Here is a 17,095-nt window from a genome sequence, read left to right on the forward strand (position 1 = left end):
ACTTTACGCCTTAAACTCAGTTGTATCAAGGGTTTATCTGCTGTCTAGGGAAAAGTACAAAAATTTCCAGTTTTGTGTAATACGGATCTAAATCTTTGGAGTTTCATTGTGAATTATTAGCTAGTGCTTTTTCTAGTTTCCAAATACTAAACCAGAATGAAATAGTCAGCAGAATAAGGAAAATAAAAAAGAGATTATCAGTAACGATACTTCTGTTCATTCTACTTAACTGAAGAGCTATATAAGGTGCTATGAGATACAAAATACATTGTATAATTGCTATCGTTTTCTTTTTCATGATTTTAATCTTACTGTGCAGGTTTGATACAGTAAACTCCTTTCTAGCTTTGTGAATTATCATTTCTAACTTGATTATAGTCTTATTTTTACCAAAGCTCAATTATTTGTATGTGAAATATCTTATCTGTAAAAAATAACCGATCTCATTGCTGAGAATCGGTTTTCTAATATATTTAATTAAGAAGTTTATTTTTACATAACATAAATTATGTAAAAACTTTTACAACAACAAATCTTTGACTTTCCCAATTTCACTTTTTGGAATAACTAGGTGAATCATATCTCCGAGATACATTCTAGTTGACCCGTTAACTGTTTGGCTCTTGCCATTATGGACTTGTGTTGTGATGAGGACGTTGTGTGGTAGATTGAGTTCATGAACCTGTTTTCCAGCGATTTTGTCTGATACAGGAATTTCAATGAGTGTGACTTCTCCTTCATCTGACGCTTCTTCAGGTAGCATTTTTTCCAACATAGCCTCATAAACTGGCGCCCCCTTGAGTAGATCCATGATGATGTAGGCGACCAAGGTTACTAAACCAAGTGGCATGAGGTTGCGAATATCTCCTACCATCTCAGTTACGAGTATCATAGCAGTTAAGGGAGCCTTGGATATTGCTCCAAAATAGCCACTCATTCCTAGAATGACAAATATAGGGAATTGCTCTTGACTGACAAGTCCAAGATTGACACAAATAACACCAACTAGGGCACCAAGTAAGGAGCCAAGTGCCAAAATTGGTAGGAAAATTCCTCCTGGCAGGCCACTTCCATAGCTAATCATGCTCCAAATAAAGCGAATCAAAAAGTAAACTAATAGAACTTGGAAACTAAAATCTTGCTCAGTTAAGGAAAGAACCAGCTGATTTCCACCACCAAGGATTTGAGGTAAGAAGATTCCGACTGGTAGGATGAGAATGAAGGCAAGAATTGGGTAATAAGCTCTATCCAAACGGATTTTTTGACCTATCCAGTCATAAACTCTACCGACATTGAGTACAGCTTTCTCATAGATAAAACCAGAAAGTCCTAGAAAAATTCCCATGAGGAGGTAAATCCAATACTGGTCTAGGGTCATGAGTGGGATGTTGTCTGGCATATCCAGTACGGGTGTTAGGCCAAATATGAGCAAAGAGACAAAGTTTGCTACGAGACTAGCTGCTAGAGTTGAGACCCAGAAAAAGCGCGAAAAATGGTGATAGACTTCTTCTACAACAAAGAGAAGTCCTGCAATCGGTGCATTAAAGGCTGCAGCTAGACCAGCGGCAGCTCCACTAGCAATCAAGGAGCGTTCCTCTACTGGACTGGATTTAAGCCACTTGGCAATTCCTTTACCACCAACCGCTCCGAGTTGAATGCTTGGTCCTTCACGCCCTAGCATAAGGCCACTAGCAATAGCCAAAATTCCTAGAATATATTTTTTCCAAAGTACGCCCCACCAGTTGAGGGTCATGAGTCCCTTTAATTCAGCTTCGACTTGAGGAATTCCTGAGCCTTTGATATCTTTTTCTGATCGAGTTAATTTCGCACTGAGCCAACAAACTACTAAATAAAATAGACCAATAATAAAAAGATTGCGCACTAGGTGCGCTTGATCTTGATAAAGTCCTTGTATCAGGTGGAAGCCTTTTTCAATTAAGAAACGAAAGGATCCAACGATAATTCCAACAACGAGACCAACAATGATTCCTCGTCCAACTTGGGATAATATAGTACTTGAGGCAAAGGCAAATTCTTTCTTGGAACTGAGTGTTTCTGACTGTTCCTCCATAATCATTCCTTCTAACTTATCTTTCTTTTTCTCCAGAAACCAGCGATTTAACGGGTTCAAAACTGGTCCGGTGAATTGAGGTAACTCCTAGTTTTTCCAGTCCTTCTAGGTGTTTAGCAGTTCCATATCCTGCATTAGCAGAGAAATCATAGCCAGGGAACTGCTGATCGTATTCCTTCATCAATTCATCACGTGTCACCTTGGCTACTATAGAAGCCGCTGCAATTGAAAGGGAATTGGCATCTCCTTTAATGATGGAGGTTTGTGAAATCGGCAACTCCAGTTTCATGGCATCTATCAAGAGATGCTCAGGTTGAGGAGTGAGCTGGGAAATTGCTTCCTGCATGGCTAATTTGGTCGCTTCATAGATATTGACTTGGTCGATGACCTGATTATCTATGACTCCAATGCCGATTGATAAGGCTTGGTCTTGGACGGCTTGATAAATTTCTAGATGTTTCTTTTTAGGAATTTTCTTGCTGTCATTGAGGCCTTTAATCTTACAATTTTTAGGTAAGATGACGGCTGCAGCAACTACTGGCCCAGCCAGAGGACCTCGGCCGACCTCATCAACACCTGCTATCAAAGTCAATCCTTGCTTGTACAGTTCTTTTTCGTAGGAAAGCATGGATTCCAAACGAAGATCCTCATCCAATTCTGCCTGAATAGCTTTTTTACGCTTGCTGATTTCCTTTTGAACTCCAGAGCGATTATCCTTTTCAAGTTCTAAAAAAATAGGGCTTTCTAACTCCTTGACCGTTGCAAGGAGTTCTTTGATTTCTTTAATCGTCGCCATTGAGGTCTTCCAATGTATCTAAGGTATAGTTACCAAGTTTGCCGTCGCGGACTTCCTTCACGAAGAGACTGTAGAATCGGTCATAGTCATCACGGAAACCGAGGGCGCGGGTCATATCCATAATAATAACAGGCGCTTCTTCCTCAATTTTCATTTGTTTGAAGCGTTCAGCCAACTTTTCTGGATAATGTTCTTTGAAATAATTGAGACCAAAAATAGTTACCTCATCCATAGGAAGCAACTGGTCTTTAATAGCTCCTGTCAAGGCCAGTTTCAATGCAACAGTTTCATCCTCAAACTTAGGCCAGAGAATCCCCGGTGTATCCAAGATTTCCAGATCTTTATTGGTTTTGAGCCATTGTTGCCCTTTGGTCACACCTGGTTTGTTGCCGACAACGGCAATTTTCTTACCAGCCAAACGGTTCATGAGAGTTGATTTACCAGCATTGGGAATCCCAATAATCATGGTACGCAAGGTTTCAATCTTGATACCACGTTCTTTCTGACGAGCAATCTTATCAGCCATGAGCTTTTTTGCCGCATCTGTTACAACTTTTACAGTCACTTGCTCTTTGGAGTTGATAGCTAGCGTCTGAATTCCTTGTGATTCAAAATACTGGCGCCATTCCTTGGTCATTGCTTGATCAGCCAAGTCTGCCTTGTTTAAAATCAAAAGTTTTGGTTTGTCACCAACAATCTTAGTCAACATAGGATTTTGACTAGACAGAGGTAAGCGTGCATCAACCAAAATCGTCACAAAATCTACAAATTTTAAATTTTCCTGAACCTGTCGACGTGCTTTAGACATGTGACCAGGAAACCATTGAATAGTAGCCATTGAGTTTTTTTCCTTTCATAGCAAGGGTTTTAGAACCCCTATCATTTGAACATAAATAAGTTTTCAAATGAATAATGTCCAAACAGTTCTTGTTTTATAACATAGAAATCTACTTTATATTATATCATGACTTCTTTATTTTGTCCGCTTTTGCTTCAGGATTAAATAGTGTTCCAAACTATTAAATCATTATAAAAAATTAGAGAAGACATGTTTGTCCTCTCCATCAACTTTTTATTACTCGTCAAATAATTTTTCCAACTGTCTGGTTGCTGATTCAATCTCGTACCCGTTTTCATCTATCAGCTGCTTCACCTTTGCTTTATCAAGCTCTCGATGATCTCTGACAGACAAAATCTTATCTGCCCATTCCTCAAGAGAATCATTCAAAGACAGACTGTTATCATAGTTATTTAGTATCCTTGCGTCTGGTAAATGCTTTGCTGTTACAACAGGTAATCCATTGGCTTGCGCTTCAATGAGTACAATCGGTAATCCCTCAAAATTAGATGGAAAAAAGAAAACATCTAGAAGATTTAGCATTTTTCCGACATTAGTGGTCAATCCTGTAAAGATGACTTTGTCTGCTACTCCATATTCTTTTGCCACATTTTCTAAAAACTCAGTATCTCCTCTTCCGATAAATACTAAACGAGAATTGGGTTCTTTTTTGACGATTTCAGAAAATACCTTCACACAAAAACTTTGATTTTTTTGTTTTTCATATAAACGAGAAACTTGTCCTACAACAAAACAATCTTCTGGAATATGATATTCTTTTCGAAGTTGAACTTGCTTTTCTTGGTTATATATAAACTTTTCCACCTCAATGGCATTATGAATAACTAGTGCTTTTTCTCTTTCCTTACCATGATAAAAATGGTTCAATGCTTCTGTTCCACATGCCCAAAAATCTGTTGCATATTTTCCAACAAAAAGTCGATTAATTGGGTGAATAAAACGATAAAATTTATCAGCTGTAGCACAATGTCCATGTACTATTCTTTTTTCTATCCCATATTTCTTTGCTAATTTTAAAAATTCTAGATGAGTCAATCCATTTTGATTGGACCATAAAATATCATAACGATGAGCATTCTCCTTAAAGAAACGATCCCATTCCTTTAATGCCTGCTTAGTATGAGGTCTTAACTTAGGGATTCTATGAACGACGAGAGGATTGCGACAAAGCTTTTTAAAATGTTCACTAAATTCAACATCTTCAGAACCTTGTAGTAAAAATTCCAGTTCAAATTCAGAGGTATCGATATGATTATAAAAATCTACCACAATTTTTTCCAAGCCACCAACATCTGGAACCAGACCACAAACCAATATTCTTTTCATGGATTTCTCCTTATTTTTTTAACTTTAATACTTTTTGAATCATCAAAATGATTTGTCTACCACCTTCATGATTTCTAAATAGGAAAACGTAGCTACCTAACACTGTCAAATAAAGGACGATTTTGATGATCAAACCAAAAATAAAATCTAGCTGAGTTAAGAGTAAGTTATCCAGTAAACTCAAAAGTAGAAAGCTTATCCCTGCGACAGTGAAATCTTGTAACAATGTTTTAAAAAAGTCCTTTGAGGAAGCTTTCAATCCATACTTAAAGGCGCTATAGGGTTCATACCATGTACAGGTCAAGACTGTTGAACAAATCGTACCCAATAAAATTCCAGATACCCCTAAATCTAAAATCACTAAAAAGTAGAGTGAAAGGGAAATATTTAATAAAATCTCGACGATAACTTTTTTATTTTGCTCATAACTTAAGCCATAGACTGAAATCAACGTTAGAATCGGTCTTCTATAAAAAGTTAGGAAAAAATGAAGGACAATCAAAATCTCAACTGTACGATTAAATGAAAAACTCTCACCTAACCAGATAGTCATAAATGGATGAATGAACATTAAATAGCCTAAGCTAGCAAAATAAATCAGGCTAAAAGCAATAAATTGGAATTTATTTAGGAATTTAACCATATCTGCTACTGTCGTAGATTCCGAATGGACTAAGTTACCTACGGAAGAAACAACTGAATTAATCATAGTATTTAAAATCAGTGAAATAAATCCTAAAACATAGGTATAATTCCCATAAATACCTATAGCTGCTAAGCTGACAAAACTTGCCATTAGAATACTATCTGTTTGAAAAACAATGGTTTCTCCAATACTACCGACTATATTTCCTTTGATATTTCGGATAAATTTTTCTTTTTCCTCCTGATTAATGGGGGTTATCTCATTCTTAAACAGGTAACCATACAATCTATCTACAATCCGCGACATGATGATATTCCCTATAAAATTCATCATGATACTGATTAATAGATAAAAGATATAATTTTGGGTAAAGAATAAAATTCCGATTTGCAAGCATACGCGAAGCGTATTTAATCCAAAGTCAATCAAAGTCATCATATAATTACGCTGATCGACATAAAGCAAGGTTCGTTTGTAGGAGAAAAAATAGCTTGAAGCAGAATTAAATACAAAGAGGAAAAAAATCAAATATACTTCACTATTTACCGTATAATCCTTTATCATATAAGGAAGAAATAAAGAAAGTATAGCGCCCAGTATAAAAATAGAAAAGCCTATGATTCTATATAATTTTTTGAAAAGAATCATAAAGGCATTGATTTTTCCATGTTCTTCTCTGTCTAAGGGTCCATATAGTGCATAGCTCATGGCTCCAGCAACCCCTAATTCTGCCAAAGACAGAATAGAAACTAAGCTAGACAAATAATTGTTTAATCCTAGATAGGTTACCCCAAGTAAATTGATAAAAATAGTTCGATTGATAAAGCCAAGAAGTACTTGAAAAGGTTGCAATGCCAGAGCAATACTTGTATTTAAGGTGGCAAATTCTGTTCTACTTTTTTTCGTGTATTTCATCTATTCCTTTAATTTTCCTTGTAAAAGTTGATCGAGATAACTTTCTGGAAGGACTTCTTCTTTCTTGATTTTATAAGTCGTTTTCAAAATCGGTGTTGTTTTTAATACTTCTTCCCATTCTTTTTCATCAAAAAGATCATGGGCATGGTCTCTTAAAAACCAAACACGCTCAGCTGGTGCTAGAATAGGTAATCTATCCACTAAGTTTTCAAAATAAGGATTGCACTTATATTCGGACAAAATAAAATAATCCATCATCAGGTAATGAATAAAGACTGGATATTTACGAACATAGTAAAGATATAAATCCCGAATATGTTTAAAATAAGGCTTGCCTTTTTTTCCTGCCAGAAAGAAACCTGCCCATTTAAAGTCACCAACAGTTCGTTCTATTTGTTCAGATCGTATAGGTGGATGATTCAAACTAAAAAAGTCCCCTTCAAACATTTCTAAAGTTGCATAGGGAGATACAAATAAGGTTGCATCCATCCAAATGCCACCGTATTGGCATAAGAGACTAAAACGAATAATATCTGAATAATGCGCAGCTGATAATTCTTTTTTCTTGTATTTTTCGGTGATGTCTGCTGGAATATTGATGAAATTCGCCAGATTTTCATCTGTCAACAAATAGAATTCACAATCATTTCTTTTGGCGAAGTCTTTTATGGTCTTTATTGAAGTCTGGACTGTCTCAGGCATTTGAGCTTCTCCCTGTTGCCACATTGTCCAAATTATTTTCGGAAATTCTGTTGTTTCTTCTTCTTTTTCATTACTCGAATCAACTAGTTGTGCTTCTTTTCTTAATTTTAGTACAAAATCCAAAAGAATCTTTCTACGAAAATCATAAAACATCTTGTCAGATTTTTGTGCAAGAAAGTAAACACATGTTAGTTTAAGGCCATAATATTTTAAAATTTGACGATAGCGAGCCATTTTTTTTTGTAAGATTTGTAGTTTCATAAACTCTACAAATTCCTTTCACATTTTTCTAAAGCTGTTTTTAGAAAATATCCGTTACGAAGTTTCTCTCCTACTATTTTACTATTTTTAATCAGCTCTTGAAAATCTTCTTCATCAATCGAGTTTAAACAATCTGCAATTTCAAATAATGAATCAACAAGTATTCCACAATGGTTTTTTCGTACAAACTCAGCTAAAGCAGATTGTCTCCACACGATGATTGGAAAACCTGATGCTAAATATAAAGAGGCTTTATGTGGGTTATTCATCTTTAAATATTCTCCATACATCCCACTACAAGTATGGGGGCTATCTCCATCCCAGACTAAGCCAAAACCACCATGCAAGTGATTAGAAAGTTCATCAGGAGAAAAAGCACCTTGATAATGAACGTTGTGAGGAAGATTCTCCTCTTCAAAGTTAATGCCATAAATAGAAAAATCTGGTTTTTCGGGTAATTGTCTTGCGTATTTTGTTTTCCGAATATCGAAATTTCCAGCTAACAAAATAGTTTCTTTTTCATAAGCTTTCTTCTCTTCATAATTTGGAATTAAATAATCAAATATCTCTAAGGAAACAATCTTCTCTTCCGGTATTCCCAATCGAACAAGTTCACTTTTCATCTTTTCGTTATGAGCGATAATACCATCGACTTTTTCAAGGACTGTTTTATTCTGTAAAAAATGGATAATGGAATGTTTAAAATCTGTAAATGACCTGATTTTTTTGTTTCTCAAGGACTCGATATCATGAATCAGTAAATAAGCTTTGAATGTCCTATTTTTCAAAAATCTCGTTAAAATTTGTTTTTTTAAGGAATGCCATAATAATGGAAATTGAAGAACTAACACATCATCTTTTGTCAAAGCGATGGAATTTGAATCATTATTTAGGGAAAAAGGTTGATATCCTGCTTCTACCATTATTTTTTCAGCATCTAATCTTGCTTTAGATCCTGCATGTTTGGCTTCTGCGTAAAATTCTTTTAAGTAATAATTCATACTACTTCAACCCTCTCCAAAATCTTTTTACAATATATTTTTCAAATCTCCATTGAATAGCTCCAATAACTCTTGAAATGAAGACAATCTTTTGAGAGAATAAGCGATAAGCTCTCATTAAAAATGAGCGACTTGAACTTTTAGCGTAACGATTCAGGTACTCGACATATTTTTCTTGATAGGGATTTCCCTCAAATATACGATAGTCGACAACGTGCATCAAAACTAAATGAAATAAGCGACGATGGACATATGGGAGTGAGTCAGCATTTCCATCATATAAATGCTCCACTTTATCACAAATAGTAAACAAATCCAAATTTTTCAAACTAAATTCGCGATTCATAATACTACCAGAACGCACGCGATAATAATATCCTATATAATCGATTTTCACCATTTTATGAATATGTTTTAAGATTCCCATTCCTCCATACACATCTTCATAAAATAGACCTTCTAAAAATGGAAAATTGACAATCACTTGTCTTCGAAAAAGTTTAGCGACTGCATTCAAACGGACAATATTATCTTTACATAAAGAGACTAAAGCTTCTTGGGCATTTCCTTGAAAAATAATTTTGACATTCTCGGGAGAAGGGATTTCTATTTCTTTTTGATCATTTGTATACCAACATTCTACGATGTCCATTTCTTCTGAAGTCATGTGCTTAAATAATTGCTCCAACATATCGTCTTTAATGACATCATCACTGTCTACAAAAGTGATAAATTCGCCTTTAGATTCAGTCATACCACGATTACGAGCGCCACTTAATCCTTTATTTTCTTGATTGATTAAGTGAAAACGAGGATCTTGTTGACAATAGCGCTCACAAATTTCTTTTGAGCCATCTCTTGAACCATCATTTACTAGGATCACTTCTATATCGGTATAAGTTTGATGTTGAATACTATTTAAACATTCTTCCAGATACTCTTCAACATTATAAACAGGTACAATGACACTAATCATAAATAGGCTCCTATTAAATTTTCCATTTTTTTCGAATGTCTAAATATCTTAAATACAGAGGATAATATAAACTAAAAAAACATTTTGATGAATAACTATACCATCTTAATAGTTTACTAGAATTGAAAATATCTGATGATTTCTTAGCTATTTCGGCATATTTATGAATCTCATCAACATATAACTGATAATATGGATGTCCAACTCTTATGTTATACTTTTTAAAATGTCCAATACCGACTAAAAATAACATATTTCCTACATACGGTAACCATTCATCTTCTCTAAAGTTCTCTAATAATTTTTCGCCAACCTTAAATATATCAAGATTCTTTTCTGAATATGTCTGATTCATTGTACTAGAAGTATGATATCGATAATAATAACCAATATAGTCAATTTTTCTCATTTTTTGAATATACTTTAAAGAGACGATTCCAGTATAAAAATCTTCATAAATTAAATTTTCTAAAAACGGAACTTTCTCCACTATTTCACGACGATAGAGTTTTGCGACTGGACTCCAACTTACTCCATGATTAAAACATTGGTATAATGCTTCATTTGAATCAAATTCTTTAACATGAATATCTTTTTTTTCTTCATTTAAAGATTGAATATCCTCGGTTCTATTACATTCTACAATATCAATTCCATCAGACATATACTTCTTTAATTGCGCCAACAAATCGAACTTTACTATATCATCACTATCAATAAAAACGATGAATTCTCCTGTAGACTCAGCAACGCCTCTATTTCTTGCAATACTCTGTCCTTGGTTTTCTTGATTCATTAAGTAAAAACGAGTATCTTTCCTACAATATTCTTCACAAATTTCTTTTGAATTATCAGTAGATCCATCATTAACTAATATAACTTCAAAATTTGTATAAGTTTGTTTTTGGATACTTTCTAAACATTCTTTCAAATAGAATTCCACATTATAAACAGGTACAATTATACTAATCATTTTTGTTCATAAGCTCCTTCATTTGTCTTTTGTGAATAAACTTTCTAAATTTACTCCATCCTTTATACAGAAACTGATACACTGGATGAGTAATCGTTAAAAAATATTTTGGCGCTATGAAATACATTCTTAGTAAACGGTATTTTCGAACAACTTCTTGAGATTGCTTCGCAATAAAAGCAGACTCCTTTATAAAATTCTCATACAAACTAACACAAGGACTCTTCTTCGTAATGCCATCTCTGTAATAATGACTAACCCCTAGATAAAACATAAAGTATCCAATATACGGTAATAAATATGCATCATCTTGGAATGATGCTATTAATTGATTTCCAACTTTAAAAATATCTAAATTTTTCTCATTAAAAGAAGTCGTCATAGTACTATTCGGACTAAATCGGTAATAATACCCAGTTAAATCAACAACTACCATTTTTCGAATATTTTTTAAAAAATTAATTCCTGTATAAACATCCTCGTAAATAACACCTTCTAAAAATGGAACTTTTTCAATAATTTCTCTTCTATATAATTTTGCACATGGGGAATAATTCACTTCTTTAAGTGCTATACATTTAATAATGGCTGCCGTTGAATTACCTTCGAAAATAACTCGAATCGGTTTATTTTTATGCAATTCTTCTTGATTGCGAACAAGACTACATTCTACTAAATCCATATCCGCCTTCATATAGGATAGTAATACGTCTAGTATATTTGCTTTAATGACATCATCACTATCGACAAACATGATATATTCACCAAGGGATTCTTTTACGCCATGATTTCTGGCTACACTTTGACCTTGATTTTTTTGATTGATCAATCGGAAACGCTTATCTGTTTGGCAAAAATACTCACAAATAGCTTGGGAGCCATCTGTTGAACCATCATTGACTAAAATGACTTCTATATCTTGATAGGTTTGCTTTCGAATACTTTCTAGACATTCTTCCAGATATTCTTCCACGTTATAAACTGGAACGATTAAGCTAATCATAAAACAGCTTCCTTCTCATTCATTTTTATTCATCTGAATTTACTTTCTAATTCCATTTTTTAGTTTCCACAAAAAATGATAAACAGGGAAAATGATCGAATTATAATATTTTGGACAAATATTATAGAGGCGAATCATACGCGAACTTTTTGCAAGCTCAGGATTTTTCTTGGTGATAGTTACATAGTCGGCTAATTTCTGATTATAGACATCTGCATATGGATTTCCTTTTTGGATATAGTCTTGATAATGCATGGTTGCTACATGAACTAGGAAGCTGCCAATGTAAGGAAGAAGTTCTTCCCTATCAGAATACAAGTCTATTAATTGGTCACTGACTGTAAAGATATCTAAATTTTTAGGAGTAAAGGTTCGATGCATGATACTAGCTTGATGTTGTCGATAATAATAACCTTTATAATCAATCTTAATGATTTTTCGAATATATTTTAACATTCCAATTCCACAATAAACATCTTCAAAAATCACCCCATCTATATAAGGAACAGCTTCAACAATTGATCTTCTATAAAGTTTTGTAACTGCATTAACATTTAAAACATGTTTAGGGAAAATTTTTACTGCTTCTTGAGAGTTCCCTTCGAATAGAATACTTGGTTCTTTAAAACTTTTAGCAAGAAATTCCTCGTTAGACACGGTAAACTGACTTTCCACAATATCTACGTCTTCACGCATATAGTGCATTAAGGTTTCTAAATAGTTCGCTAGAATCATGTCATCACTATCCACAAATACAATAAACTCTCCTCTTGAAGCTGCTACACCAGTATTTCGTGCAGCGCTCAATCCTTGATTTTCTTGATTCAACAAGTGAAAGCGACGATTCTCTTTACAATAACGTTCACAAATAGCTTTTGATCCATCTGTTGAACCATCATTGACTAAAAGGACTTCAAAGTCTGTGTAGGTTTGGTTTTGAATGCTGTCTAAACATTCTTCCAGATAAGTTTCTACATTATAAACAGGTACGATTACACTAATCATTCTTTATCCTAACCTTATTTCCTTAATCCAATTTCATCCAAAAGTGTCTTTGTAAAATCTTTTTGAATGGCATTTACCTTGTTATTGACTTTTTTTCGTTCGTCAATATAAGGATCTTCAGATTTCATGACATTCTCTAGAAAGTCTAATAAGTCATGCGAATCACGAATGACACTTCCCACCATTAAACTCTTCACATCTTCAAACACAAAGCCTCTTTTTTCCTTGTATTCCTCATAATCATTAATCGTAAATGCAACTGGCCTATTTAATAAATAATAATCTAAAAATACTGAAGAATAATCTGTAATCAATGCACTGGTTGTTCCTAAAAAGGTATATAAAGTCCCATATTGCTCACTAATGATATCTTCTGTCAATAGATGAATCGTCGAAGCATTCATTTCAAATTTAAACTGAGATTCCTCAAGAGGATGGAGTTTAATATAAAGTTGATAGCCATAGTTTGAGAGTAGTTCTTCAATGTTTTTAAAATCCTCTTCTTCTAATGAAAAAATCAATGCTGCTTGGCTATCATGATAGTTTTTAGAATTACGGTAGGTTGGCATCCAGATAATTTTCTTCTCTTCTTTCTCTTTAAAGAGTTCATCATTTCGAATATTACCAACAAGAAGCATCTGCTCGTCTTTAGCATTAAAGGCTGCTTTCATAATTGGAGTAAATAAATCTGAAGAAGAGACTAATTTTGTAAAGAAATTATAGTCAATCTTTTCCATGCCAACTTCAAGATTGCCAATTTTTTTCAAGGGCATTCCATGCCACAAGTTGACAACCATCTGCTTTGAAGCAGGCTTTACAGGATACTTGCCAAAAGAATAGAAAAAATATTTAGATGTTAAAAAATAAAAGAAACCTCGATAAATTGAAACATACTTTATATCATTCTCTTTTTCTAAATGATAAAAATCATTTGAAGCACAAACGATCTCATATGTTTCCTGATAGTCATTATCCACTAAATAGTGATAAAGTGTTCTAAGATTATCTCTGAACCCCCAATTAGAATAGAGAACAATTCTGTTCCTTTTCTTGGGAATCATTTTATTTATTTTATAAGTAAAATCACTTACTTTGAACAGTAAGGGTTTTAAATAGTTGATCATTCTCTTTTTAAACCTTGCTTATAAATTTCTTTTAAATTTTGAACATTTTCTTCAATATCAAACTGCTTTAGGTGTTCATTTAGCTGTCGTTGTTTCTTCTTGATAGGCGCCTTTTTTATGTAGTTTACCCATTTAGCCTTATCTAGAGGCATGGCTGTGCAAAGTTCACTAACGATCTGAGTTGTTGGATCAATCGTTTCATTCATGAGAATATCGACTCCAGAACACTGAGCCTCTACCAGCACGATTGGGAAACCTTCATACAAAGAAGGAAAGGCAAAGATATCAAAGGCTGAATAAAACTTATGAACATCTTCTCTTTTTCCTGTAAAGATGATATTCTTCACTTCCTTACTTTTCTCTTCTAAAATGGCACGATCTGGACCTTCACCAACAAAGACAAAGGTAACGTCAGGTAATTCTTTAGCAACTTCAATCAAAAAACTCTGATTCTTGAAAGGATTTAAAATACCAATCATCCCTACTACTTTTTGATGTTCAGCTATATGAAACTCTTTGCGAATCTCTTCTCGAAAAGTCGGAGAAAAGCGATACTTATCGATGTCAATTGCATTTGGAAGGATTTGAAAGGATTTCTTTCCAAATATCTTCAGTCCAGCTAATTGGCCACAAGAGACACGATGGGTCGCATTTTTCAAAGCCAAAAAGACCAAAAATCGATTGCGAATACTTTTCAACCAAGTATCTGAAAATTGGCTACTATGATTGTGGTAAATCCTAACTGGGACACCATTTTTTCGAGCATAGTAATTATGTATAAAAGCGGTTATAGGATTATGGACATGGAGAATGTCAATCTTATTCCTTTCATAAAATTGTCGGCACTCTCTCGCATAGGCAAATAGTTTAGAAATCTTTAGGGCAGGAAATACAATTCGTTTAATTTCTTTTTCATCTAGGTAGTGATTAAATGGGAAATGAGAGTCGCCATTTGATTCGCCTACAAGATATTCAAACTCTTGATCATTATTTGGGATATGATTTTTGATAAAACTTTGTACCCCACTCATGGTATTCCTTACACCACCTGTTACATGTATGACCTGATATTTCATCCTAGTTCCCTTGATTCAAATCATTCTTTATTTTAGAGGTTGAAATTTCTTTTGTTCGTGATAGGTAAACAACCTCTATCCCCATATCACTTAGATAATCAAATTTTCCCTGCCAATCATCTCCAATAACAAACACATCAGCATGATACTTTTCTATGTCTGAGGTTTTTTGATCCCAATTTTCTTCTGGTATGACGAGATCCACATATCTGATAGCCTCTAATAGAGATTTTCTTTCTTCGTAATCAAAATAACATTCTTTATTTTTTTCTAGTCTATTAAATTCATTGGTAGAAAGCCCGACAATGAGATAATCTCCCAAGGATTTTGCCCTTTTTAAAAGATTAATATGACCGTAATGCAATAAATCAAATGTTCCGTATGTAATGACTCTCTTCATATCTTCCTAACCACCTCTACATCTTCTCTCATTTTTTTCCTATAGACCCATTTCCTAACTGAATTCGGAAGAATTCGAACCGCATTACGAAGGAAAATATTTCTAAGAAATTCTGCTAGACTAATGTCTCTTCTACGATAAAAATCTAATTGGAGCATAAAGTCCGTCTTTACATACAAGAAACCGCCTCTACGCAGATAGCTAGAATCGTTTGTCTGCATGACAACCAAAGGTTCCTGAATATTCAAAAAATCCTTAGTTGGATTATCGTGTAACAATCTCATTGTGAGGTCATAATCCTCTAGATAGCGGAACTTACGATAATTACCAGCCTTCAAGATATATTTTTTTTTCATCATACTCGATGGATTATTAAAGGGATTTCTCATTTTCGAATATTGACGAATTTCGGCTGTAGTTTCTGGTACTTTCTTTAAGGCGGTAAACTCTGTATTTTTTTCTAGGATATTGGAACCAACCATGATGAGATTGGGATTTTTTTCAAAGGCTGCTGCTTGCTTTTCAAACCTCGTTTCTAGAGAATAATCATCACTGTCCATTCTAGCGATGAATTCTGTTTGGCATTGATTGACTCCAAAGAGAGAGGCTGGTCCTGAGCCTAAATTTTCAGGTAAATGGAAAACATTTAAAACAGGGATTTCTCTCTGCAACTTTTGAATTTCTATTTCTAACTCTTCAGTCAATTCGCCATCACAAACTAAAATGATTTCTGCTGGTTTAAGGGTTTGTTGATAAGAGCTTAATAAACTTTTCCTTAAATTTGTAGGAGTTTCTTTTTTATATACTGTCGTTAAAACTGAAAATTTCATTTTATAACTCCTAAACCTAATTTCCAAATAACCAATCTACAATAACCGAACGGTAGGGAACGACATGGTACCAGTCAGCTTTAAAATAAACAATGACTAGAAAGATTGCAGCATAAACCAATATCACCAAATAAAATAAAATCCACTGAACTTTTTTTTCACCTATTTTAGATAAAATCATGGGGATATATAGGCAAATAAAGGGGGTAAAGTAGTGTGCGAATCTACCAAAAAGGCTTGTTTGCAAAGTTGACGCGGTTAGTAAAAAGGTGATAAAGAATAGACTTCTTATATATTCTTCTTCAGTAGATAATTTTTTCTTTCTAATCACTAGTTCTCCCAAAAGCAGAACTATACCATACCAAATTGTTAAAAATACGGGTGCCCATTTATTGCTTTCTAAAAACCATGATGATTCCAGATAGGAAGTATACTGAGGAAAGAAAGAAATAAAGGTAGTGGCAATTTGTTTGATAAAAGGAAAGATGATAAGAAATAAAATGAACACAAACTGGTATGCTCTTTTGTTTAAAACGATTTTTTTAAGGGGGAAAAACAAGAGGCAGACGATACCAGATGTATGAAATAAGGGAGTTAATAAGATGAATATTGATGCTAAAATCTTCTTGTTTTTTACTAAGTAGTGAAATCCTAAAAAACTTAAAGCGATTGCTAGACCTTGTCTAATATTTGATAAGGAATAAAAAAAGAGTCCTAATGAGCTGAGGTAAATCAATAAACTCATGTAAACATTTTTAGAATGCTTATAAAGAACAAAAAACCAGAAAAATAAGGTTATAAAGGCATAGGCAAACAATAAAAATGTATAGTGAGAACTGAAGTTTCTTAGAAAAATATTACTTACTAAATAACCAATTTCAAATCGAGAACGAAATAGATTTGATAAATCCGGAAGTTGTAAGTCATTTGATTCAAAAATATGGATATAGGTTCCTAAATCTCCTCCTACACTAGAAGTACGAAAACCTGCAATTATTATAAAAAATAAAAAAGTTGGAAAAACAAGAAATTTTAACTCTTGTTCTTTATCCTCATATTTTAATGAGAAAAAGGCCAGGAAAGAGATATAGACGAACATTAAAAGATAGATTGTCATTTTTCCTCCCCTGC

Annotated in this window: 16 protein-coding genes; all 16 read right to left on the bottom strand. The window is 33.8% G+C overall.

Features of this window, described 5'->3' with window-relative positions:
• Nucleotides 1-520: 520 nt before the first annotated feature.
• The 16 genes from OCF95_RS00400 to OCF95_RS00475 all read right to left on the bottom strand — a co-directional run bounded on the left by OCF95_RS00400 (nt 521) and on the right by OCF95_RS00475 (nt 17,081).
• Nucleotides 521-2,071 carry a ClC family H(+)/Cl(-) exchange transporter gene (locus OCF95_RS00400; protein ID WP_261014484.1) on the bottom strand — a complete coding sequence of 517 codons (1,551 nt, stop codon included), beginning with the start codon at nt 2,069-2,071 and terminating at the stop codon, nt 521-523.
• A gap of 16 nt (nt 2,072-2,087) precedes the next feature.
• On the bottom strand, nt 2,088-2,867 hold the full coding sequence (locus OCF95_RS00405; RefSeq protein ID WP_261104585.1) for a ribonuclease HII: 780 nt from the start codon (nt 2,865-2,867) through the stop codon (nt 2,088-2,090).
• Nucleotides 2,854-3,705 (bottom strand): ribosome biogenesis GTPase YlqF, encoded by an 852-nt coding sequence (ylqF, locus tag OCF95_RS00410; RefSeq protein ID WP_261104588.1) that lies wholly within the window; start codon nt 3,703-3,705, stop codon nt 2,854-2,856. Before ylqF ends, OCF95_RS00405 begins: the two co-directional genes overlap by 14 nt.
• A gap of 237 nt (nt 3,706-3,942) precedes the next feature.
• A complete protein-coding gene (locus OCF95_RS00415; protein WP_261104589.1) occupies nt 3,943-5,052 on the bottom strand; it encodes a glycosyltransferase in 1,110 nt (369 codons plus the stop codon).
• A gap of 10 nt (nt 5,053-5,062) precedes the next feature.
• Nucleotides 5,063-6,613 (bottom strand): lipopolysaccharide biosynthesis protein, encoded by a 1,551-nt coding sequence (locus OCF95_RS00420; RefSeq protein WP_261104590.1) that lies wholly within the window; start codon nt 6,611-6,613, stop codon nt 5,063-5,065.
• Entirely contained in the window at nt 6,614-7,576 is a 963-nt protein-coding gene (locus OCF95_RS00425) for a capsular polysaccharide synthesis protein (protein ID WP_261013564.1), read from the bottom strand. It abuts the gene before it with no gap.
• A gap of 5 nt (nt 7,577-7,581) precedes the next feature.
• Nucleotides 7,582-8,577 carry a glycosyltransferase gene (locus OCF95_RS00430; protein ID WP_084887923.1) on the bottom strand — a complete coding sequence of 332 codons (996 nt, stop codon included), beginning with the start codon at nt 8,575-8,577 and terminating at the stop codon, nt 7,582-7,584.
• A 1-nt stretch (nt 8,578) separates the two neighbouring features.
• Nucleotides 8,579-9,553 (bottom strand): glycosyltransferase family 2 protein, encoded by a 975-nt coding sequence (locus OCF95_RS00435; RefSeq protein WP_084887926.1) that lies wholly within the window; start codon nt 9,551-9,553, stop codon nt 8,579-8,581.
• 13 nt (nt 9,554-9,566) lie between these two features.
• Nucleotides 9,567-10,526, bottom strand: a complete 960-nt coding sequence (locus OCF95_RS00440; RefSeq protein ID WP_084887928.1) for a glycosyltransferase family 2 protein — start codon at nt 10,524-10,526, stop codon at nt 9,567-9,569.
• Nucleotides 10,519-11,529, bottom strand: coding sequence for a glycosyltransferase family 2 protein (locus OCF95_RS00445; RefSeq protein WP_084887930.1), 1,011 nt, complete (start codon nt 11,527-11,529; stop codon nt 10,519-10,521). The genes OCF95_RS00440 and OCF95_RS00445 overlap by 8 nt, the downstream gene beginning before the upstream one ends.
• A gap of 39 nt (nt 11,530-11,568) precedes the next feature.
• Nucleotides 11,569-12,534 (bottom strand): glycosyltransferase family 2 protein, encoded by a 966-nt coding sequence (locus OCF95_RS00450; protein WP_060628360.1) that lies wholly within the window; start codon nt 12,532-12,534, stop codon nt 11,569-11,571.
• Nucleotides 12,535-12,548: 14 nt separating this feature from the next.
• Nucleotides 12,549-13,658, bottom strand: a complete 1,110-nt coding sequence (locus tag OCF95_RS00455) for a CDP-glycerol glycerophosphotransferase family protein (protein ID WP_084887932.1) — start codon at nt 13,656-13,658, stop codon at nt 12,549-12,551.
• Nucleotides 13,655-14,734 (bottom strand): glycosyltransferase, encoded by a 1,080-nt coding sequence (locus OCF95_RS00460; RefSeq protein ID WP_261013563.1) that lies wholly within the window; start codon nt 14,732-14,734, stop codon nt 13,655-13,657. Before OCF95_RS00460 ends, OCF95_RS00455 begins: the two co-directional genes overlap by 4 nt.
• Nucleotide 14,735: 1 nt before the next feature.
• Entirely contained in the window at nt 14,736-15,134 is a 399-nt protein-coding gene (tagD, locus tag OCF95_RS00465) for a glycerol-3-phosphate cytidylyltransferase (RefSeq protein ID WP_261008723.1), read from the bottom strand.
• A complete protein-coding gene (locus OCF95_RS00470; protein WP_261104591.1) occupies nt 15,131-15,964 on the bottom strand; it encodes a glycosyltransferase in 834 nt (277 codons plus the stop codon). Before OCF95_RS00470 ends, tagD begins: the two co-directional genes overlap by 4 nt.
• Nucleotides 15,965-15,980: 16 nt before the next feature.
• On the bottom strand, nt 15,981-17,081 hold the full coding sequence (locus OCF95_RS00475; protein ID WP_261104592.1) for an EpsG family protein: 1,101 nt from the start codon (nt 17,079-17,081) through the stop codon (nt 15,981-15,983).
• Nucleotides 17,082-17,095: the final 14 nt, after the last annotated feature.

Origin of the sequence: Streptococcus mitis (assembly GCF_946188615.1) — a bacterium.
Lineage (GTDB): Bacteria > Bacillota > Bacilli > Lactobacillales > Streptococcaceae > Streptococcus > Streptococcus mitis_BZ.